The 19,369-nt window shown below is 72.4% G+C and carries 17 protein-coding genes, 4 tRNA genes and 2 pseudogenes; 3 read left to right on the top strand and 20 right to left on the bottom strand.

The genetic code is table 11. The features are described from left to right. From Q8R60_18285 to Q8R60_18250, 8 genes and pseudogenes are all read right to left on the bottom strand, one after another. Positions 1 to 1,135, bottom strand: a 1,135-nt coding sequence (locus Q8R60_18285; GenBank protein MDP3714419.1) for an ABC transporter ATP-binding protein, incomplete at its 3' end; no start/stop codon positions are given. Between the two features lie 251 nt (positions 1,136 to 1,386). After that, positions 1,387 to 1,779 (bottom strand): 50S ribosomal protein L7/L12, encoded by a 393-nt coding sequence (rplL, locus tag Q8R60_18280; GenBank protein ID MDP3714418.1) that lies wholly within the window; start codon positions 1,777 to 1,779, stop codon positions 1,387 to 1,389. Between the two features lie 320 nt (positions 1,780 to 2,099). After that, positions 2,100 to 2,606, bottom strand: a pseudogene (gene rplJ, locus Q8R60_18275) (50S ribosomal protein L10). A gap of 377 nt (positions 2,607 to 2,983) precedes the next feature. Then, the gene (gene rplA / locus Q8R60_18270) at positions 2,984 to 3,700 is read right to left on the bottom strand and encodes a 50S ribosomal protein L1 (protein MDP3714417.1); all 717 of its coding nucleotides are present in this window, start codon (positions 3,698 to 3,700) and stop codon (positions 2,984 to 2,986) included. Between the two features lie 94 nt (positions 3,701 to 3,794). Beyond that, a complete protein-coding gene (rplK, locus tag Q8R60_18265; GenBank protein MDP3714416.1) occupies positions 3,795 to 4,226 on the bottom strand; it encodes a 50S ribosomal protein L11 in 432 nt (143 codons plus the stop codon). Positions 4,227 to 4,297: 71 nt separating this feature from the next. Then, positions 4,298 to 5,077, bottom strand: a complete 780-nt coding sequence (gene nusG / locus Q8R60_18260; GenBank protein ID MDP3714415.1) for a transcription termination/antitermination protein NusG — start codon at positions 5,075 to 5,077, stop codon at positions 4,298 to 4,300. Between the two features lie 65 nt (positions 5,078 to 5,142). Continuing rightward, a pseudogene (gene secE, locus Q8R60_18255) lies at positions 5,143 to 5,322 on the bottom strand (preprotein translocase subunit SecE). Positions 5,323 to 5,511: 189 nt separating this feature from the next. Further along, positions 5,512 to 5,585: transfer RNA gene (locus Q8R60_18250), tRNA-Trp, on the bottom strand. A gap of 165 nt (positions 5,586 to 5,750) precedes the next feature. On the opposite strand from Q8R60_18250, the gene Q8R60_18245 reads away from it, so the two are divergent. After that, positions 5,751 to 6,971 carry a pyridoxal phosphate-dependent aminotransferase gene (locus Q8R60_18245; protein ID MDP3714414.1) on the top strand — a complete coding sequence of 407 codons (1,221 nt, stop codon included), beginning with the start codon at positions 5,751 to 5,753 and terminating at the stop codon, positions 6,969 to 6,971. Positions 6,972 to 6,996: 25 nt separating this feature from the next. Here Q8R60_18245 and Q8R60_18240 read toward each other — a convergent pair whose 3' ends face one another. The 10 genes from Q8R60_18240 to Q8R60_18195 form a co-directional block, all read right to left on the bottom strand. Then, positions 6,997 to 7,878, bottom strand: coding sequence for a patatin-like phospholipase family protein (locus tag Q8R60_18240; protein ID MDP3714413.1), 882 nt, complete (start codon positions 7,876 to 7,878; stop codon positions 6,997 to 6,999). A gap of 145 nt (positions 7,879 to 8,023) precedes the next feature. Then, positions 8,024 to 8,947, bottom strand: coding sequence for a glycosyltransferase (locus Q8R60_18235; protein ID MDP3714412.1), 924 nt, complete (start codon positions 8,945 to 8,947; stop codon positions 8,024 to 8,026). Next, positions 8,944 to 10,413 carry an AMP-binding protein gene (locus Q8R60_18230; protein MDP3714411.1) on the bottom strand — a complete coding sequence of 490 codons (1,470 nt, stop codon included), beginning with the start codon at positions 10,411 to 10,413 and terminating at the stop codon, positions 8,944 to 8,946. The genes Q8R60_18235 and Q8R60_18230 overlap by 4 nt, the downstream gene beginning before the upstream one ends. A 7-nt stretch (positions 10,414 to 10,420) precedes the next feature. Further along, on the bottom strand, positions 10,421 to 10,852 hold the full coding sequence (locus Q8R60_18225) for a MaoC/PaaZ C-terminal domain-containing protein (protein ID MDP3714410.1): 432 nt from the start codon (positions 10,850 to 10,852) through the stop codon (positions 10,421 to 10,423). Between the two features lies 1 nt (position 10,853). Continuing rightward, positions 10,854 to 11,315 carry a MaoC family dehydratase N-terminal domain-containing protein gene (locus tag Q8R60_18220; protein MDP3714409.1) on the bottom strand — a complete coding sequence of 154 codons (462 nt, stop codon included), beginning with the start codon at positions 11,313 to 11,315 and terminating at the stop codon, positions 10,854 to 10,856. Positions 11,316 to 11,445: 130 nt separating this feature from the next. After that, positions 11,446 to 11,610: a 50S ribosomal protein L33 gene (gene rpmG, locus Q8R60_18215; protein MDP3714408.1), complete on the bottom strand. Its 165-nt coding sequence runs from the start codon at positions 11,608 to 11,610 to the stop codon at positions 11,446 to 11,448. Positions 11,611 to 11,686: 76 nt separating this feature from the next. Next, positions 11,687 to 11,763 (bottom strand) — tRNA-Met (locus tag Q8R60_18210). A gap of 9 nt (positions 11,764 to 11,772) precedes the next feature. Further along, positions 11,773 to 11,848, bottom strand: a tRNA-Thr gene (locus Q8R60_18205). 18 nt (positions 11,849 to 11,866) lie between these two features. Next, on the bottom strand, positions 11,867 to 14,437 hold the full coding sequence (locus Q8R60_18200; GenBank protein MDP3714407.1) for a bifunctional diguanylate cyclase/phosphodiesterase: 2,571 nt from the start codon (positions 14,435 to 14,437) through the stop codon (positions 11,867 to 11,869). Between the two features lie 68 nt (positions 14,438 to 14,505). Continuing rightward, a complete protein-coding gene (locus tag Q8R60_18195) occupies positions 14,506 to 16,278 on the bottom strand; it encodes a S8 family serine peptidase (protein MDP3714406.1) in 1,773 nt (590 codons plus the stop codon). Between the two features lie 278 nt (positions 16,279 to 16,556). On the opposite strand from Q8R60_18195, the gene Q8R60_18190 reads away from it, so the two are divergent. Next, complete coding sequence (locus tag Q8R60_18190) at positions 16,557 to 17,678, top strand: hypothetical protein (GenBank protein ID MDP3714405.1); 1,122 nt, start codon at positions 16,557 to 16,559, stop codon at positions 17,676 to 17,678. Between the two features lie 96 nt (positions 17,679 to 17,774). Here Q8R60_18190 and Q8R60_18185 read toward each other — a convergent pair. Then, positions 17,775 to 17,856 (bottom strand) — tRNA-Tyr (locus Q8R60_18185). A gap of 54 nt (positions 17,857 to 17,910) precedes the next feature. Here Q8R60_18185 and Q8R60_18180 point away from each other — a divergent pair. Continuing rightward, entirely contained in the window at positions 17,911 to 18,399 is a 489-nt protein-coding gene (locus Q8R60_18180) for a YajQ family cyclic di-GMP-binding protein (protein MDP3714404.1), read from the top strand. Positions 18,400 to 18,495: 96 nt separating this feature from the next. On the opposite strand, the gene htpX is transcribed toward Q8R60_18180, so the two are convergent. Further along, positions 18,496 to 19,368, bottom strand: coding sequence for a zinc metalloprotease HtpX (gene htpX, locus Q8R60_18175; protein MDP3714403.1), 873 nt, complete (start codon positions 19,366 to 19,368; stop codon positions 18,496 to 18,498). Position 19,369: the final 1 nt, after the last annotated feature.

Below are 19,369 nucleotides of genomic sequence, written 5' to 3'. Positions count from 1 at the left end.
CGGCGGCGCGCTCGGCGACCGACGGGGCGTCGGCCTCGGAGGGGCTGTCCACGAGGCGCACGCCGCCGGCCGGCTCGCTCGAGCGGCCCCCAGCACCGACACCGGCCCGCGAGCCGTTGCCCCGGCTCGCCACCGGGGTGGGCACGGGCAGGAACCAGCCGGTGGGCTCGCCCGCCTTGGCGGCCGGCAGGTCGACCTCGACGCCCACGAACGACCCGGGCGGCGGGGTGACGGCGTGGTCGCGCAGCCAGGAGCCCGGCTCGCGCTGCGAGGAGCGGATCCGGCCGTCGGAGGTGGGCAGCTGGATCGGGATCGGCGGGAGCGAGGGCAGCTCGGAGCCGGACTCGGCCTCCGCGGCGAGCTCGCCGGCGTCCTTCTCCTCGGCCATGCCGATGGGGCCCTGCCGCTGGCCGTTGAGGAACTGCCGCACGACCGGCTCGTTGCTCGACAGCAGCATCTCGCGCGGCCCGAACATCGCGAGGTGGCGGCGGTAGAGCAGCCCGATGTTGTCCGGCACGGTGCGGGCCGTGCTGATGTCGTGGGTGACGATGAGGAACGTCGCCTTGATCTGGGCGTTGAGGTCGACGATGAGCTGGTTGAGGTAGGCCGTGCGGACCGGGTCGAGGCCGGAGTCCGGCTCGTCGAACAGCAGGATCTCGGGGTCGAGGACGAGCGCGCGGGCAAGACCGGCGCGCTTGCGCATCCCGCCGGAGATCTCGCCCGGCAGCTTCCTCTCGGCGCCGGACAGGCCGGTCATGTCCATCTTCTCGAGCACGATGTCCTTGATCTCGCGCTCGGACTTCTTGGTGTGCTCGCGCAGCGGGAAGGCGATGTTGTCGAAGAGGTTCTGCGAGCCGAACAGCGCGCCGTCCTGGAACAGCACCCCGAACAGCTTGCGGATCTCGTAGAGCTCCTTCTCCTTGACCTTGGTCAAGTCCCGGCCGTTGATCCAGATCGCGCCGGCCTCCGGCTTGAGCAGGCCGATCAGGGTCTTGAGGAACACCGACTTGCCCGTGCCGGACGGCCCGAGGAGCACCGAGATCTCGCCGGCGGGCAGGGTGAGGGAGACGTCCTCCCAGATGGTCTGGCGCCCGAACCGCTTCGTGAGGCTCTCGACCTTGATCTCGACACCCACGGTGCAGCTCCACCTCTCTCATGACACTACGGGTGTGACCGTACTCACCCGGACGTTGCGCACTCTACGGTCGCCGGGCCGTGTTCGCGGTACCGAGCGGTAACAAGAGTGCACCACGTCGTTGTGAGCCTGCCCACACCCGCCCCCGAGGGACAGACCAGGACGTACGCCGACGGGGCGGCGCCCCCGGACGGGAGCGCCGCCCCGTCGGGACGTGCGGATGGTGCAGGTCGTGCGGGTGGAGCAGGTGACTACTTGACGGTGACCTTGGCGCCAGCGCCCTCGAGAGCGGCCTTGGCCTTCTCGGCGGTGTCCTTGTTGACCTTCTCCAGCACCGGCTTCGGCGCGCCGTCGACGAGGTCCTTGGCCTCCTTGAGACCGAGGTTCGTGAGCGTGCGCACCTCCTTGATGACCTGGATCTTCTTGTCGCCGGCGTCCTCGAGGACGACGTCGAACTCGTCCTGCTCGGCCGACTCCTCGGCAGCGCCGCCGCCGCCACCGGCGGCGGGGGCCGCGGCGACCGCGACGGGAGCCGCGGCGGTGACGCCGAAGGCGTCCTCGAACTGCTTCACGAACTCAGAGAGCTCGATCAGCGTCATCTCCTTGAACTGCTCGAGCAGCTCGTCGGTGCTGAGCTTCGCCATGGTGGCGTCTCCTTCGGTTAGGTGCCGGTCTCCGGCGGTGCTGGTGGTGCGGGTGGGGTGGTGCGGTCGGCCGGAGCCGGTCAGTCGGTGGTGCTGGTCTCGCTGTCCGTGCTGGCCTCGGCCGCGGGGGCCTCGTCAGCGGCGGTGTCCTCAGCGGGGGTCTCGTCCGTGCTCGCCTCGACGGCGGGTGCCTCGTCGGCAGGCGCCTCGTCAGCGGGCGCCTCGTCAGCAGCCGCCTCGTCAGCCGGTGCCTCGTCAGCCGGTGCCTCGGCGGCGGGGGCCGGCGTGCCGGCACCGCCCGCGAGGACCGACGGGTCGGCCTGCGCCTTGGCCTCGAGGGCACCCATGACGCGGGCGGCCTGCGCGAGCGGCGCGGCGAACAGGTAGACGGCCTGCGTGAGCGAGGCCTTCATCGCGCCGGCCATCTTGGCCAGCAGGACCTCGCGGGACTCGAGGTCCGCGAGCTTCTTGATCTCGTCGGCGGTCATGGACTTGCCGTCCATGACGCCGCCCTTGACCACGAGGGCCGGGTTGGCCTTCGCGAAGTCGCGCAGGCCCTTGGCGGCCTCGACCGGGTCACCGGAGACGAACGCGACGGCGGTCGGGCCGACGAGCAGGTCGTCGATGCCGGTGACGCCCGCGTCCGCGGCGGCGATCTTGGTGAGGCTGTTCTTCACGACGCTGTAGGTCGTGCCGGCGCCCAGCGCCCGACGGAGGTCGGAGATCTGCTTGACGGTGAGACCGCGGTACTCGGTGAGGACCGTCGCGGACGAGTCGCGGAAGCTCTGCGCGATCGTGGCGACCGCCTCGCCCTTGTCCGGGCGCACGGTGGCGCGCCGGTGCTCGGGCTTGTCGCTCTGCACGGTCCGCTCCTGCGTGGTGGCGCTGATGGCGGGACCTCCTTGGGGTGTCGGCACCGGTGACGGGCCCGGACACAGCAGACGCCCCGGCGCAGGGAGCGCGGGGCGTCAGGAGTCCCGCCGGAGCGGGGTCGTGGCCTTGCGTTCACCTGCGCGGGCCGCCCGCACGAGTGCGGGACCTTCGACTCCCCCTGCGAGCAGGCGGAGCAACCGGCGGTCTTGGGCTGGTGGAGAGGGTAGCAGCCCCCCGGCGCGGGGCCGGGGGACCGCTGGACGAGCGGGTGGATCAGGGGTGGATCAGGGGTGGAGCAGGTACGCCGGGAGGCCCGTCGCGCACGTGCAGGTCAGGCGTCGGCGCTCTCGTCGAGCAGGTTGCGGGTGCGGGTCGGGTCGACCGGGATGCCGGGGCCCATGGTGGTGCTCACGGTGACGCGCTTGAGGTACTTGCCCTTGCTGGTGGCGGGCTTCGCGCGGGTGACCTCGTCGAGGGCCGCGGCGTAGTTCTCGACCAGCTTGGCGGCGTCGAAGGACGCCTTGCCGATGACGAGGTGCAGGTTGGCCTGCTTGTCGACGCGGAAGTTGACCTTGCCGCCCTTGATGTCGTTGACGGCCTTGGTCACGTCAGCGGTCACGGTGCCGGTCTTCGGGTTCGGCATGAGGCCGCGCGGGCCGAGGACGCGGGCGATCTTGCCGACCTTGCCCATCATGTCGGGGGTCGCAACAGCGGCGTCGAAGTCGAGGAAGCCCTTGGAGACCTTCTCGATGAGCTCGTCGCCACCGACCTCGTCGGCACCCGCGGCGGTGGCCTCGGCGGCCTTCTCGCCCTGGGCGAAGACGATGACGCGGGCGGTCTTGCCCGTGCCGTGCGGGAGGTTGACGGTGCCGCGCACCATCTGGTCGGCCTTGCGGGGGTCGACACCGAGGACCATCGCGACCTCGACGGTGGCGTCGTACTTCGTGGTGCTCGTCTCCCTCGCGAGGCGCGCGGCCTCGAGCGGGGTGTAGAGGTTGTCGAAGTCGACCTTCTCGGCGGCGGCCCGGTAGGCCTTGCTGCGCTTCATGGCGGTGCTCATCTCTGGTGAGTGGTCAGGCGGACCCGGGCGGGCCCTCCCACGCGTGACTGGGGTGGAGCGGGTCGTGCGGGTGGGGCGGGTGCTACTCGGTGACCGTGATGCCCATCTGACGAGCGGTGCCCGCGATGATCTTCTCGGCCGCGTCGAGGTCGTTGGCGTTGAGGTCGGCCATCTTGGTGGTGGCGATCTCGCGGACCTGCGCGCTGCTGATCGAGGCGACCTTGACCTTGTGCGGGGTCGGGGAGCCCTTCTCCACACCGGCGGCCTTGAGGATCATGCGCGCGGCCGGCGGCGTCTTGGTGATGAAGGTGAAGGTGCGGTCCTCGAACACGGTGATCTCCACCGGCACGATGTCCCCGCGCTGCGACTCGGTCGCGGCGTTGTAGGCCTTGCAGAACTCCATGATGTTGACGCCGTGCTGGCCGAGGGCCGGGCCGACGGGCGGCGCGGGCGTGGCCGCACCGGCCTTGATCTGGAGCTTGATGAGCCCGGCGATCTTCTTCTTGGGAGGCATTGCGTTCTTCTCTCGGTGAGTGGTCAGGCGGGACCGGGCGGTCCCTCCCACGCGTGCGGGTGGTCGCTCGGTTAGAGCTTCGCGACCTGGTTGAAGGACAGCTCGACGGGCGTCTCGCGCCCGAAGATCGACACCAGGACCTTGAGCTTCTGGCTGTCGAGGTTGATCTCGTTGATCGTCGCCGGCAGCGTCGCGAACGGGCCGTCGGTCACGGTGATGGACTCGCCCACCTCGAAGTCGACCGCCTTCTGGACGACGACGGACTTCTGCTTCGGCGGGGCGAGCTGCTTGACGACCTCGTCGACCGTCAGCGGGGTGGGGCGGGAGGTCTGGCCGACGAAGCCGGTGACGCCGGGGGTGTTGCGGACCGCGGACCACGACTCGTCGGTGAGGTCCATGCGGACGAACAGGTAGCCGGGGAGCTTCTTGCGCACGACGGCCTGGCGCTTGCCGCCCTTGACCTCCATGACCTCCTCGGTGGGGACCTCGATCTGGAAGATGTAGTCCTCCATGTTGAGGCTCTGGATCCGGCTCTCGAGGTTGGCCTTCACCTTGTTCTCGTAGCCGGCGTAGGAGTGCACGACGTACCAGTCGCCGGGCAGGTCGCGCAGCACGGCCGCCATCTCGTCGGCCGGGTCGAGGTCACCCGCGGGGACCTCGGCGACGGGAGCCTCCTCGGCAGCCTCGTCAGCGGTGTCGGTCTCGGTGTCGGTCTCGGTGTCGGTCTCGGCGTCGGGGGTCGACGGCACGGCGAAGGGGTCCGCCACGGGCGCGCCCAGGGCCTCGACCTGCTCGGACGCGGGCGCGCTGGTGCCCTGATCGTCGTCGCTGTGCAGGCTGTACTCGGACACGGACACGTCCATCTCTGTGGTCGGGGAGTGCGGGGGGCGGATCAGCCGTCGGGATCAGCCTTGGGTCAGCTGTCGGAGCTGTCGCCGAACACCTTCAGCACGCCCTGCCCGAAGGCGAAGTCGTAGACGCTGACGATGGCGACCATGATCACGACGAACACGAGCACGACGCTCGTGTAGGTGATGAGCTCCTTGCGGGTCGGCCAGATCACCTTGCGGAGCTCGGCGACGACCTGCTTGACGAACGTGATGATCCGGCGGAACCGCTCGACGATGACGGCGATCGGACCGCGGCGACGGGTGCGGGCGGGACGGCCGCCGTCGTCGTCGCGCGTGAGCACGGTGCTCGCGCTGTCGCTCACTGCTGTCCTCTTCTCGTCGGGGCCGGGCTGTGCGGTGGGGCTGTGCGGTGCGGGTCGTGCGTACCGGTGCTGCAGGGGTGACAGGAGTCGAACCTGCGACATCCGGTTTTGGAGACCGGCGCTCTGGCCAGCTGAGCTACACCCCTCCGAGGGCCGTCGGACCCCTCTGCGACCCGGTGCGCGGGCGCGCCGGAGCAGAGGCCTCGAGCCCCCAGACGTCAGAGTGTAGGGCCCCGTCGGCCCGGGTTCCAACGGCCGGCTCTCTCGACCCCGCGGTCGACCCGGTGGACTGCGCTTGCGACCATGGGGCCATGAGCGCTCCCACCCGCGTCCCCGCCCGCGTGTCCGCCAGGATCGGGGGGATCGCCGAGTCGGCGACCCTCGCGGTCGACGCGAAGGCCAAGGCCAAGAAGGCCGCCGGCGAGGACGTCGTGGGCTTCGGGGCGGGCGAGCCGGACTTCCCGACGCCCGAGCCGATCGTGGAGGCGGCCGCGGCGGCCTGCCGCGACCCGAAGAACCACCGCTACACCCCCGCGGGCGGGCTGCCCGAGCTGAAGGCGGCGATCGCGGCCAAGACGCTGCGCGACAGCGGCTACGCCGTCGACGCGTCGCAGGTGCTCGTGACCAACGGCGGCAAGCAGGCCGTCTACGCCGCCTTCGCGACGCTGTGCGACCCGGGCGACGAGGTGCTGCTGCCGGCGCCCTACTGGACGACCTACCCGGAGGCGGTCAAGCTCGCCGGCGGGGTGCCGGTCGACGTGGTGACGACCGAGGAGCAGGGCTACCGCGTCACCGTCGAGCAGCTCGAGGCGGCCCGCACCCCCCGCACCAAGGTGCTGCTGTGGTGCTCGCCGTCCAACCCGACCGGAGCGGTCGCCTCGCCCGAGGAGGTCGAGGCGGTCGGGCGCTGGGCGCTCGAGCACGGCATCTGGGTCGTGGCGGACGAGATCTACGAGCACCTCGTCTACGGCGGGGCGCGGCACGTCTCGATGCCGGTCGTGGTGCCCGAGCTCGCGGGGCAGTGCATCGTCGTCAACGGCGTCGCGAAGACCTACGCGATGACCGGGTGGCGGGTGGGCTGGTTGATCGGTCCCGCGGACGTCGTGAAGGGCGCCACCAACCTGCAGTCGCACGCGACGTCCAACGTCTCCAACGTCGCCCAGGTCGCGGCGCTGGCGGCGGTGTCCGGCGACCTGACCGCCGTGGCCGAGATGCGCGCGGCGTTCGACCGGCGCCGCCAGACCATGGTCCGGATGCTCAACGAGATCCCGGGCGTGGAGTGCCCCGAGCCGTTCGGGGCCTTCTACGCCTACCCGTCGGTGAAGGCGCTGATCGGCAAGACGCTGCGCGGCCGGGTCGTCGAGTCCTCGGCCCAGCTCGCCGAGCTGGTGCTCGACGAGGTCGGCGTGGCCGTCGTGCCGGGCGAGGCCTTTGGCACCCCGGGCTACTTCCGGCTGTCCTACGCCCTCGGCGACGCCGACCTGGAGAAGGGCATCGCGCGCCTCGGCGCGCTGCTGTCCGAAGCGGAGTAGGTCCGGATCAGGCCTCGGCGGCGGCTCAGCCGGTGCGCTGGGCGGGCACCAGCGACGAGAGCGCCTCGGTCGCGGCGGCGTAGCCCGCGTCGATGAGGCGACCTGTCTGGGTGAAGTCGCGCATCTCCATCGGGCCGACCTCGAGCCGCGGCAGCCGCACGACCTGCTGGCCCGGGCGCACGAGCTGCGCCGGCCGGTCGAGGTGGGAGCGGCTGATCGCGAAGGACATGAGGAGGACGTCGAGAGCGGTCATCCGGTCGTCGCGCCGGCCCAGCGTGCCGCCCGAGACGTCGATCACCCAGACGCGCGCGGCCCCGAGGTCGAGAGCGCGCTCGACGGGGACGGGGCACGTCACTCCCCCGTCGACGTGCAGCGAGCCCCCGAGCGGCACGGGCGGGAAGACCGCCGGCAGGCACGCGCTCGCGGTGAGGACCGAGACGGGCTCGCCCTCCGACCACCAGCACGGCGCGCCGGTGCGCAGGTCGGTCGTGACGACGTGGCACGGCACCGCGGTGTCCCCGAGGTCGCGCAAGGGCACCCAGGTCCGGACGAGGTGGCGCAGTGCGTCGGGCTCGTAGAGGTGGTCGTCGCGGCGCAGCACGTGGGTGGCGAGCAGCCGCCGGTTGCCGCCGAAGACGTCCTTGCGCTCGAGCCGTCGCCACACCTGCTCGAGCTCCTGGACCCGGGCGAGGGTGGGGTCGGCGGCGAGGTAGGCCGCGTTGAGGGCACCGACGGAGCAGCCGACGAACAGGTCCGGTCGCACGCCGGCCTCGAGCAGGGCCTTGAGCGCGCCGACCTGCGCGGCGCCGAGGCTGCCCCCGCCGGACAGCACGACGGCGTCGCGGGGCTGCCCGTCCGGCTCGCTCTCGGGGCGGGCCGACCGGCGCAGGCGCAGGGACGGGAGCACGGTCGCCACCTCCTGAAGCTCGGATCACCGCTCCCATCGGCGGCTCGGCCGCCAGTGTGAACCCGAGACGATCACGCTGTCCGGCGAACGCCGAACCTCGCTGCCACCCCGCCGGCGACCGGGCGCCGACCGGGCGCCGACCGGGTCAGCGGGGGAGCCGGAGCTCCTCGCGGCCGCGGAAGCGCTGCAGGAAGCGGTCGTAGGTCTTGCGCGACTCCTTGTCGCGGTAGGCCGGGTCGCTGTCGTGGTAGCCGCGGTGGCGGTCCTGGCGGGCGGGGACGTCGACGGCGACGAGCCGGTGACCGGCCTCGCGCAGCAGGAACGACCACTCCATGTCGGCGTTGCGGTAGAAGCGCGCCTTGGGCGGCAGCGGCACCTCCAGCGCAGCCTGCCGGCGCACGACGAGCAAGTAGGACAGCAGGGCCTCCACCTCCACCGGATCCGCACCCGCGGGCACGTCCTCGAAGTCGGTCCAGCCGTCGACGACGTGCACGCCCCGCCACCCCGCCGCTGACACCAACCCCGCCGCCGACCCCGCTGCCGGGCCGAGAGCCGCGACGAGCGGGGTGAGCGCGTCGCCGGTGAGCACGGTCGAGACGTCCATGACGACGTGGGCGGCCTCGGTGCGGGAGCGCACCAGCGCGTTGCGGACCTCGGCCCAGCCCCCGGCCCGGTCGAGGTGGACCTCCTCGACCCGCGGGTCGGCGGCGAGCTCGTGGACGACGGCGCCCGCGTCGGTCTGGCCGTTCTCGACCAGCACCACCCGCAGGTCCGCCGGGCCGTGCTCCAGCAGCGCCGCGACGCAGGTCCGCAGGTCCTCGGGCCAGCCCTCGACGAGCAGGGTGGCGACGCTGCCCGGCGAGTCCGGCTCGGCAGCGCGGTCCGGCAGGGCCGACACGCCCGCCAGGACTTCGTACGGCGGCTTCTCGCTCACGACCTGGCCATCGGCGGTGTCGCGCACGACCCAGCCGAGAGCGGCGATCTCGTCACGCAGCCGGTCGCTCTCGGCGAAGTCCTTGCCCGCCCGGGCGACGGCGCGCGCGGCGAGCAGGTCGTCGAGCGCGCTCACCCGAGCAGCCGGCGGACGGCCTTGCGGTCGGTCTTGAAGACGCTGGTGAGCGGCACCGCGTCGACGACCTCGATACGGCGGGGGTACTTCGCGGCGCTGATCCGCTCCTTGCTGAAGGCGATGAGGTCCTCGGCCGTGACGGTGGCGCCCGGGGCCAGTGAGACGACCGCGACGACCTCCTCGCCGACCCGGTCGTCGGGGACGCCGACGACGGCGGCCGCGGTGACGTCGGGGTGGGCGAGCAGGACATCCTCGACGTCGCGGGGGTAGACGTTGAAGCCGTTGCGGATGACGAGGTCCTTGATGCGGTCGACGACGTAGAGGAAGCCGTCCTCGTCGAGCCGCCCGACATCGCCGGTGTGGAACCACCCGTCGCGGATCGCGGCGTCGGTCGCGTCTTTGTCCTGCCAGTAGCCGGCCATCACCAGCGGCCCGCGGACGCAGATCTCGCCGTCCTGACCGGAGGGCGCGTCGATGCGGACCTCCACGCCGGGGACGGGCTTACCGACCGAGCCCAGCCGGCGCTCGTCCTGCGGCTGGGTGCTGATCAGCGCGCTGGTCTCGGTGCAGCCGTAGCCCTCGCGGACCTCGAGCCCCGGGACCCGGCGCTCGAGCTCCTCGGCCACCTCGCGGGCGAGCGGGGCACCGCCGCTGCTGACCCGGTCCCAGGTCGGCAGCGACCGCTGCTCGAGCGGCTGAGCGAGCAGCGCCTGCAGCATCGCGGGGATGCAGGCGGCGTTGTGCACCTCGAGCTTCTCGACCAGGTCGAGAAAGCCGACCGGGTCGAACCACCGCTGCAGCACCGAGCGGCCGGGCTCGCGAGCGTGCAGACCCGCGACGCTCACCATGAGGCCGTAGGCGTGGGCGAGCGGCAGCGGCAGCAGTGTGGTGGTGCGGCCCTCGCGGTAGGCGACGTCGTAGGCGGCCGCACCGGCCGCGTCGAGCCCGGCGTGGCGCAGCGCCACGCCCTTGGAGCGCCCGGTGGTGCCACCGGTGTAGAGCAGCGCGGCGAGGTCGTCGTCAGCGCGGTCGACCAGCGGCAGCTCGTCGGCGGTCTCGAGGTCGGCCCAGCTCGCGGTGCCGCCCTCCCCCACGACGACCACCGGCAGGCCCTGCGCGGCCTCCTGCACCTTGGGCAGGAACTCCGGCGTCGTGATCGCCGCGACGGCGCCGGAGTCGCTGACGACGTGGCGCAGCTCGTCCTCGGTCAGCAGGAACAGCACCGGGGTCGGCACCGCCCCCGCCCGCCAGAGCGCGGCGTAGGCGAGCCCGACCTCCGGGCAGTTGGCCATGCAGACCACGACCCGGTCACCCGGGCGCACCCCGAGCTCGACCAGCCCGCGGGCAGCCCGTCGGGCCCTGGCGGCAAGGGCGTGCGAGCGGTGCCAGGTGCCCTCGAAGAAGAGGCTGTCGTGGTCGTCGAAGCGCTCGAGCAGGTCCGCGGCGCGCCGGCCGAGGGCGGTCATCGGGCGCTCATGGGAGACGCACGACCGCCTTGGCGCCCGCGAGCACCTTGTCCTCGCCGACCCGCGCGGTGAGCGCGACGACGACCTCGCCGCCAGCGCCGTCAGCGGGGCGCTTGTCCTCGACGACGCCGCTGACGGTGAGGGTGGCGCCCTGGTCGTCGTCCTCGACGACCACGGGGCGGCTGAAGCGGACGCCGTAGGAGACGAGGGCCCCCGGGTCGCCGACCCAGTCGGTGACGACGCGCCCGGCGGTGGCCATGGTGAGCATCCCGTGGGCGATGACGTTGGGCAGCCCGACGGCCTTCGCCACCCGCTCGTTCCAGTGGATGATGTTGAAGTCACCGCTCGCACCGGCGTACTGCACGAGGTTGGCGCGCTGGATCGGGAAGCTCTGGGTCGGCAGCTCGGTGCCGATCTCGACGTCGTCGTAACGGGGCATCTCAGGCCTCCTTCTCGGCAGCGGTGCCGCGGCTCACGATCGTGTTGGTCACCGTCGCGACGGGCTCCCCGCCGCTGGTGACCTCGGTGACCAGCGTCATGAGCTCGTTGCGACCGGCGTCGCGGATGGAGTCGATGCGGGTCTCGCTGTCGAGCACGTCACCGGCGTAGACCGGGCGGTGGAAGGCGAAGCGCTCCTCGCCGTGGACGACGAGGTGGAACTGCAGGCCGAGCGCGGGGTCGGTGATGAAGCCACCTCCCGCGTCGCCGGTGCTGGCGCTGATGAGGAACGTCGGAGGTGCCACCAGGTCGCGGTGGCCGAGCGCCTTCGCGGCCTCGACGTCGAGGTAGGCGGGGTTGGCGTCGCCGATGGCGCGCGCGAAGCGCCGGATGTCGTTCCTGGTCACCTCGAAGGGCTCCTTCGACCGCGCGGTGCGGCCGACGAAGTCGCGGTTGAGGGGCATGCGCACTCCCGGGTCAGATCGGTCGCCCGACCCTAACCGCAACGCGTTCTACCCGACCGATGACCCCCGGGTACGACGAGAGCCGACCCCCCGTGGGGAGTCGGCTCGAGGTCGCGCGGGCGCGAGCGGACTAGCGCGTCTCGCGGTGCACCGTGTGGGTGCGGCAGGTCGGGCAGAACTTCTTCAGGTCGAGCCGGTCGGGGTCGTTGCGCCGGTTCTTCTTGGTGATGTAATTGCGGTTCTTGCACTCCGTGCACGCCATGGTGATCTTCGGACGGACGTCAGTGGCGGCCATGCGGAGGTGCCTGCGCTTTCTTCAGTCGTGCTACTCGTGTGGGTACGCGCGCCTCAGACTACTAGAGACGAGGGTGTGGTAGCGGTGACCGGACTTGAACCGGTGACACAGCGATTATGAGCCGCTTGCTCTACCAGGCTGAGCTACACCGCCAAGACGTACTGGAGCCCCTTTACGGAATCGAACCGTAGACCTTCTCCTTACCATGGAGACGCTCTGCCGACTGAGCTAAAGGGGCGGCGAAGCGAGCGGAAGCCTACAGGATCGTCGCGCCGGCCTGCGGCAGTGGGGTCACCGGCGGTCGCTGCGAGGTGAACCCGGCACCGGCCCGCGCCGCCTGGTGGGCGTCGTGCCAGGCGGGCAGCTCGTCGAGCGGCATGGCACGCGACAGGTGGTAGCCCTGCGCGAGGTCGCAGCCGAGCTCGGTGAGCAGCGCGAGGGTGCCGGCGTCCTCGACGCCCTCGGCGACGACCCGCAGCCCGAGGTTCTGCCCGAGGTCGATCACCGAGCGCACGATCGCGGCGTCGTGCGCGTCGTGGGCCATCGTCGTCACGAAGTGCTTGTCGACCTTGACCTCGTGGACGGGCAGCCGCGACAGGTAGGACAGCGAGGAGTAGCCGGTCCCGAAGTCGTCGACCGACAGCCGGATCCCGAGGTCGGCGAGCTGCTGCAGGACCCCGGAGGTCCGCGCGAGGTCGCTGATCACGCTGCCCTCGGTGATCTCGAGGGTGAGCAGCTGGGCCGGCACCTGGTGCAGCCGCAGCAGGGCCTCGACGTCGGCCACGAGGTCGGGGTCGAGCAGGCTGCGCGGCGAGAGGTTGACCGCGACGCCGAGCACGCGGCCCTCGGCGTACCACCGTGCACAGGCCGCGACACCCTCGCCCAGGACGGTGGCCGTGAGGGGGCGCAGCAGCCCGGTGCGCTCGGCGACGGGGACGAACTCGTCGGGCAGCAGCAGGCCCCGCTCGGGGTGCTGCCAGCGCACGAGGACCTCGACGCCGACGACCTCACCGCTGCGCAGGTCGAGCTGGGGCTGGGCGTAGACCCGCAACTCGTCGTCGGCGAGGCCGCGGCGCAGCTCGGTCGCGATGAGCAGCTTGGCGGGGTCGTGGCCGTCCAGGTCGCGGCGGTAGGCGACGACGCCCGCCGACGCGCTCTTGGCGGCGTACATCGCCACGTCGGCGCACTTGAGCAGCGCGCCGATCTCGTCGCCGTCCACGGGGGCGACGCTGACGCCGATCGACGCCCCGACCTCGAGACGGACGTCCTCGAGCGACGCTGGCTCCTCAAGGCTGGCGAGCAGTGCGCGGCCGACCGCGAGCGCCTCGTCGACCTGCGCGGTGGTGGGCAGCAGGACGGCGAACTCGTCGCCGCCGAGCCGGGCGACGAGAGCAGTCTCGGGGGCGTGCGTGCGCAGCCGATCAGCGACGACCTTGAGCAGCAGGTCGCCGTGCAGGTGGCCCAGGGTGTCGTTGACCTCCTTGAAGCCGTCGAGGTCCATGAGCAGCAGCGCGACGCCAGGGCTCGCCCCGACGCGGGTCTGCACCAGCGCGTCGCGGGCGGCGCTCTCGAGGGCGGCGCGGTTGGGCAGGCCGGTCAGCCCGTCGTGCATCGCCTCGTGGCGCAGCCGGTCGACGAGGCGGCCGTGCTCGAGAGCCACGGAGGCGTGGTTGGCGACGGTCTCGAGCAGCCGCACGTCGTCGGCGTCGAAGGTGCGCACGCTGCCCATCCGGTCCGCGACGGCGACCAAGCCGACGACGCCGGACTCACCGCGCAACGGGGCGACGATGGCCTCGCGCATCCCGCGGGCGGCCAGGTGCGCGACCACGGCCGGGTCCTTGTCGCCGCGGCTCATGAGGACGGACTCGTTGCGGGCCACGACTTGGCGCCACAGCCAGTCGGTGTCGTCGAGGTCGGCCTCCTGGCGCTGCAAGACGCCCTCGCTGTCGAGGACCACCCTCAGTCCCGCACCCCCTGTCGGGACGAAGGTGAGCTCGGCGACCTCCGCGCGCAGCAGGTCGCGGGCCTGCGCCAGCACGCTGCGCATCACCTCGTCAACCTCCGGTGTGGCGGAGACGACCTGGCTGAAGCGGTAGAGGCGCTCGAGCGAGAGGTGCCGCTCCGACAGCGACGCGTAGGCGCGGTAGGCGATGACGACGATGACCGCGGCCGCCGCGAGCAGCCAGGCGGTGCCGGGGTCGAGCACGAGGCACGAGGCCGCGATCAGGCCGGCGGTGGTCGTGAGCACCGCCATGGGAACGCCCTTGAGCAGGGCCGCGCGCAGGTCGCGCCAGCGCAGGACGCCCTCGAACAGGAAGATGACGAAGGTGACCGACAGCCCGGCCAGCGCGCTCGCGGTGCAGGCACCGAGGTACGCCGCCGCCCACGCGAGGTGGTCGGTCGGGTCGGCGTCCCCCAGGACCGCGCGGAAGACGAGCAGCGCGAGCCCGGTCTCCGCGGCGTTGAGAGCGGTGTTGAACGACAGCTTGAGCGGCCCCTGGCGCCGGTAGAGCGCGTAGACCAGGCCGGAGCCGAAGACCCGGGCCGCGAGCACCACGGCCGGTGGGGCGAAGAACATGCCGAGCACGAGCGGGATCTCGCTCATGGAGACCGTGCGGGCCTCGCGCTTGATCTGGACGTGGAGGACGAAGACCTCGACCCCGGCGAACAGGCCGAGCAGGACCCACCAGGGGATCTCGAGCCGCTCGGCCGCGACGGCCTCGGCATCACCGAGCACGTAGGCAGCGGCGACCGCCGCGCCGATGAGCGCGCCGATGAACGGGACGACCCGCAGCGCTGGATGGCGGGTCGGCACGCGTGCGCTCATCGCGTTCCCTCCCCCGGTGCCGCGTCCCTAGGGCATCGGCAGGTGCGCGGGGATGCTGGAGTCGCCCGTCAGGCCCAGTTCGAGGAGGCCCACGTGGACGAGGCCCAGGTCGAGGACGCCCAGTTCGAGGAGGCCCAGGTGCTGCTGGCCCAGGTCGAGCTGGCCCACGTGCTGCTCGCCCACGTCGAGCTGGCCCACGTACTGCTCGCCCACGTCGAGGAGCCCCACGTCGAGGAGCCCCAGGTCGAGCTGGCCCAGGTGCTGCTCGCCCAGTCGGTGTCACCCGCCGCGGCGCCGGTCCAGACCGCGCCGTTCCAGGTGCCGTCGACCCAGGCGGTCCCGTCGGCCGACGCCGCGGCGTGTGCCGCCGCGTCGAACGGCGCACCGATGACGTCCTGCTCGCCGCGCAGGACGCTGCCGTCGGGGGCGACGAGGCGCATCGTGCCGCGGGCCGCGTCGAGGCTGCCGTCGCCGCGGGAGGGCGCGAAGGCCTGCCGGGCCAGTGCGCTCGACGGCGTCGGGGCCCGCAGCGCGGCAGCGAGGTCGAGCATCGCCCCGCCGGGCATCGGGGTGGCCGTGCCGACCAGCAGCGCCTTGACCTGGTCGGGGGTGAGCTCGGGGCGCTCGGCGAGCAGCGCGGCGGCGGCACCGGAGACCACCGCGGCGGCCTGCGAGGTGCCGCTGCCACGGAAGGCCTTGCCGTCGCGCGCCTCAGGTCGGGCCCGGTCGATCGTCGAACCGGGAGCGCGCAGGCTGGCGATCCGGCTGCCCGGGGCGAGCAGGTCGGGAGCGCGCGTCGTGGAGCCCGTCGAGGAGAAGCCGGCGAGCACGTCGTCCGCGCGGTCGACGGTCCCGCGGGTGTCCGCCGCCCCGACCGCGATGACGAACGGGTCGGTCGCGGGGTTGGTCATGCGGCCGTCACCGGCGCCCCGGTTGCCGGCCGAGGTGACGACGACGACGCCCTTGCGCCAGGCCTGCTCGACCGCGAAGGCCAGCGGGTCGGCGAGGTAGGACTGGGTCGCGTCGGTGCCAAAAGACAGGTTGAGGACCCGGGCGCCGTACGTCGGGTCGTCACGGTGCTCGACGACCCAGTCGACCGCGGCGAGCACCTGCGAGACGTCGGCTGCACCGTGGGCGTTGGCGACCTTGAGGCTCACCAGCCGGGCACCGGGCGCGATCCCCTCGCGGCCGACGGCGATGCCGGCCAGGTGGGTCCCGTGGCCGAAGGTGTCGCGGTGGCGGAGCTCATCGGACTGCGACTCGAAGGACAGGTCGGGGCCCTGCACGATCCGCGAGCGGTCCAGGCCCTTGACCCGGGCGACGCCGCTGTCGATCAGGGCGACCCCGATGCCCGCGCCCGCGCGGCGGCCGGGGGCGCCGACCTGCGCGCGCAGCTCTGCGAGCGAGGTCGCCGTGTCGACCTCGGACTTCTCGGACTTCTCGGTGTCGTCGTCGCTGTCGTCGCCGAGGAGGGCGACGACGTCGTCGGGGGTGACGCTCGCGACGCGGCGGTCCTGGCGCAGCGCGGCCACGGCCGAGGCGGGCAGCAACGCGACGTCGGCCTCGACCAGGCGGACCTGGCCGGTCACGACGCCACCGAGCCGGCGCACCTCCGCGTCGACCGCGGCGAGCTGACCGGGGACGGCCCGGACGATCCAGCTGCTGACAGCGTCCGTGGCGTCGTTGACAGCGGTTGTGCCGGCCGCGCGGTCAGGCGCCGTGCTCGCGTAGGCCGCACCGGGCGCGCCCGCGACGAGCAGGGCGGTGAGCGCGGCGGCGACCCGGGTCCAGGTCTGGCTGCGGCCCGCAGGCTGTGCCGTCCGCGTCCAGGTCTGACTCAAGAGCGGCGTGCGAACACCCGACACAGCAGTACCGGACACGTCGCGCGTCCAGGTCTGGCTGTCGCGGCGGGTGGCGGTACGACGGTCGGCGAGCACGGGTCTGGGGCTCCGGTCGGTAGTCGAGTCGAGCAGGCGCGCAGGCTGGGAACGTCCTGTCCGTGTAGCGGTCGGCAGGATCCCGAGGCGCGCGTAGGGCCGAATGCCGCAACTTCGGGTGCTCCGGACGAGTGAGTGCGAACCCGTCCGAACCGGACCCGATCTCGCGGGCTCTCCGAGGCATGAACCTCCGACGGGTGCTGCTGCCGCTGCTGGTCCTCCTCGCTGCGGGGACCGCCCCAGCGGCCGCGGCCGGCTCCCGGCTCGACCCGAAGCACCCGCGCACGGCCTACGAGGCCGAGCTGCGGGGTAGCGACGCCTGTGCCGGCCCGACCGAGACCTGTCACGTGCAGGAGCTCACCGTGGTCGCTCGACCGGGGACCCTGGTGACGATCGACGTCGCGCAGGAGCAGACCGTGCTGGAGGTGCTCGACAGCTCGGGCGCGGAGGTCGCCCGAGACGGCCAGCGGCCGAGCGACGAGCTCCTCGGGGGCCCCGGCGAGCAGACCGAGCAGGACGGCGACGCCGCCCCGGACGTGACCTTCGAGCACCGCAGCGCGAGCGCGACCTACCGCGTGCGGGTGAGCGTCACCTACGGCGCTCTCGGAGGTGACGGCTTCCGGACCGCCGTGAGCGCACGCCTGGGCGGCCGGGCGCTCGACCGCGACCCGGTCTGCGACGACGCCGTCGTCGTGCCCGCCACCTCCTTCGCCGGTGACGGTGTGCTGGCCGCGCACGTGCGGGTCGTCGTCCCGCCGGAGCTCGCCAACGACATGCGCGCGGCCGCCCCCGTCGCGGTCGAGGCCTACCGCCGCATCGGGGTCTCGCTGCGGCTGTCCTACGACGTCACTTCACTGCCCGCCGGCGTCCGCCAGGCCGACGAGCTGCGCGGCTGGGCCCGGGCCCGCTACGGCGGCCGGCGGCCAGCAGGCGTCGACGCGGTCTACGTCGCCAACGACGTCTTCGGCGGCGGCCAGGCCGACTGCCTCGCCGGGACCCTGCACCCCGAGCAGGGCTTCTCCATCGGCCAGGTCCACTACTCGCCGGAGAACACCGTGCCCGGCGGCGTCGGCACGGTCAGCGCCGGCGTGATCCTCGCGCACGAGGTCGGCCACTCCTTCGGGGGCCACCACGAGCAGGGCAACTGCGCCGAGGGCGCTCCCCCGCAGGCGGACCACGGCACCTCGCCGGAGTCCCGCGGGCCCTGCACGATCATGTCGCCGGCAGCCCTGACGCTCGGACGGACCTTCGGCACCCTCGAGGGCGCCACCATCCGCTCGGTGCTCGCCCGCCGCGCCCGCTGAGCCTGATCGCCCGCCCCCCGGCCGGCCCCCGGCGTACGCCTTGGTCGTGGACGTGCGACGGCCCCGCGCTCGCGAGGAGCGCGGGGCCGTGACGCGTGGCGGGTGAAGGGTTCGAACCTTCGTAGGCTAAGCCGACGGATTTACAGTCCGCTCCCATTGACCACTCGGGCAACCCGCCTGGTGCGTGGACGAGGATAGCGGAACACCCGCACCCCTTTCGCAGGAGATCCCCGTGGCAGACCCGTCCTTCGACATCGTGAGCAAGGTCGACCGTCAGGAGGTCGACAACGCGCTCAACCAGGCCGCCAAGGAGGCCGCGACCCGCTACGACTTCAAGGGCACCGGCGCCGAGATCGGCTGGTCCGGCGAGAGCGTCCTGATCAAGGCCGAGTCGGAGGAGCGCTGCGCGGCGCTGCTCGACGTCTTCAAGGAGAAGCTCATCAAGCGGGCGATCTCGCTCAAGACGCTCGAGGCCGGCGAGCCGCAGCAGTCCGGCAAGGAGTACCGCATCACCGCGACGGTGTCGGAGGGCATCAGCCAGGAGAACGCGAAGAAGGTCGCGAAGGTGATCCGCGACGAGGGCCCGAAGGGCGTGCAGCCTGCCGTGCAGGGCGACCAGCTGCGGGTGTCGGCCAAGAAGAAGGACGACCTGCAGGCCGTCATCGCGCTGCTCAAGGGCAAGGAGTTCGACTTCGCCCTGCAGTTCACGAACTACCGCTGACGGGCGGGTCCGGACAGGCCGACGGCCGGCTCTCGGGGGGAGGGAGCCGGCCGTCGGGGTACCAGGGGGTCTTTCGACAATCAGTCTAATCAGATGTCAGCGCGGGTAGCCAGCCAGGGCCTCGAGTCGCGCGATCCGCTCCGCCATCGGCGGGTGGGTGCTGAACATCCGCCCCAGACCGCCGCCCCGGAAGGGGTTGGCGATCATCATCGAGCTGGCCGGCGCGAGCCGCGGGTCCTCGACGAGCGGCCGCGCGGCGGTGCCCATCTCGAGCTTGCGCAGCGCGCTGGCCAGGGCGAGCGGGTCGCCGGTGACCCGGGCGCCGGTGGCGTCGGCTTGGTACTCCCGGCTGCGGCTGATCGCCATCTGGACCATCGCGGCAGCGATCGGCCCGACGATGACGAGGAGCAGCGCGGCGAAGGGGTTGCCGCCCTCGTCGTCGTCGCGACCGCCGAACAGCATCGAGAACTGCGCGATGTTGGCCATCATCGTGATGGCAGTCGCGAGGGTGGCCGCGACCGAGGCGATGAGGATGTCGCGGTTGCCGACGTGGGCGAGCTCGTGGCCGAGCACGCCGCGCAGCTCGCGCTTGTCGAGCAGCCGCAGGATGCCCTCGGTGCAGCAGACGGCGGCGTGGCGCGGGTTGCGACCGGTCGCAAAGGCGTTGGGGGCCTCGGTCGGGCTGAGGTAGAGCCGCGGCATGGGGATGCGCATCGTGGCGGCGAGCTCGGCGACCGTGGCGTAGAGCTCGGGCGCCTCGACCTGGCTGACCGGGTAGGCGCGCATGCTCTTCAGGGCCAGCTTGTCGCTGTTGAAGTAGGCGTAGCCGTTCATCCCCAACGCGAACAGCACGGCGAAGAACAGCCCTCCGCTGCCGAACTGGCCACCGATGACGACGATGACCGAGCTCATGAGGCCGAGCAGCAGGACGGTCTTCAGTCCGTTGGCCGAGCTGTGGTGGCTGTGCACG

Source organism: Mycobacteriales bacterium, from assembly GCA_030697205.1.
Classification (GTDB): Bacteria; Actinomycetota; Actinomycetes; order Mycobacteriales; family SCTD01; genus JAUYQP01.
Note: the sequence above shows the minus strand (reverse complement) of the source record. Positions and strands in the feature narration are given on the sequence as shown.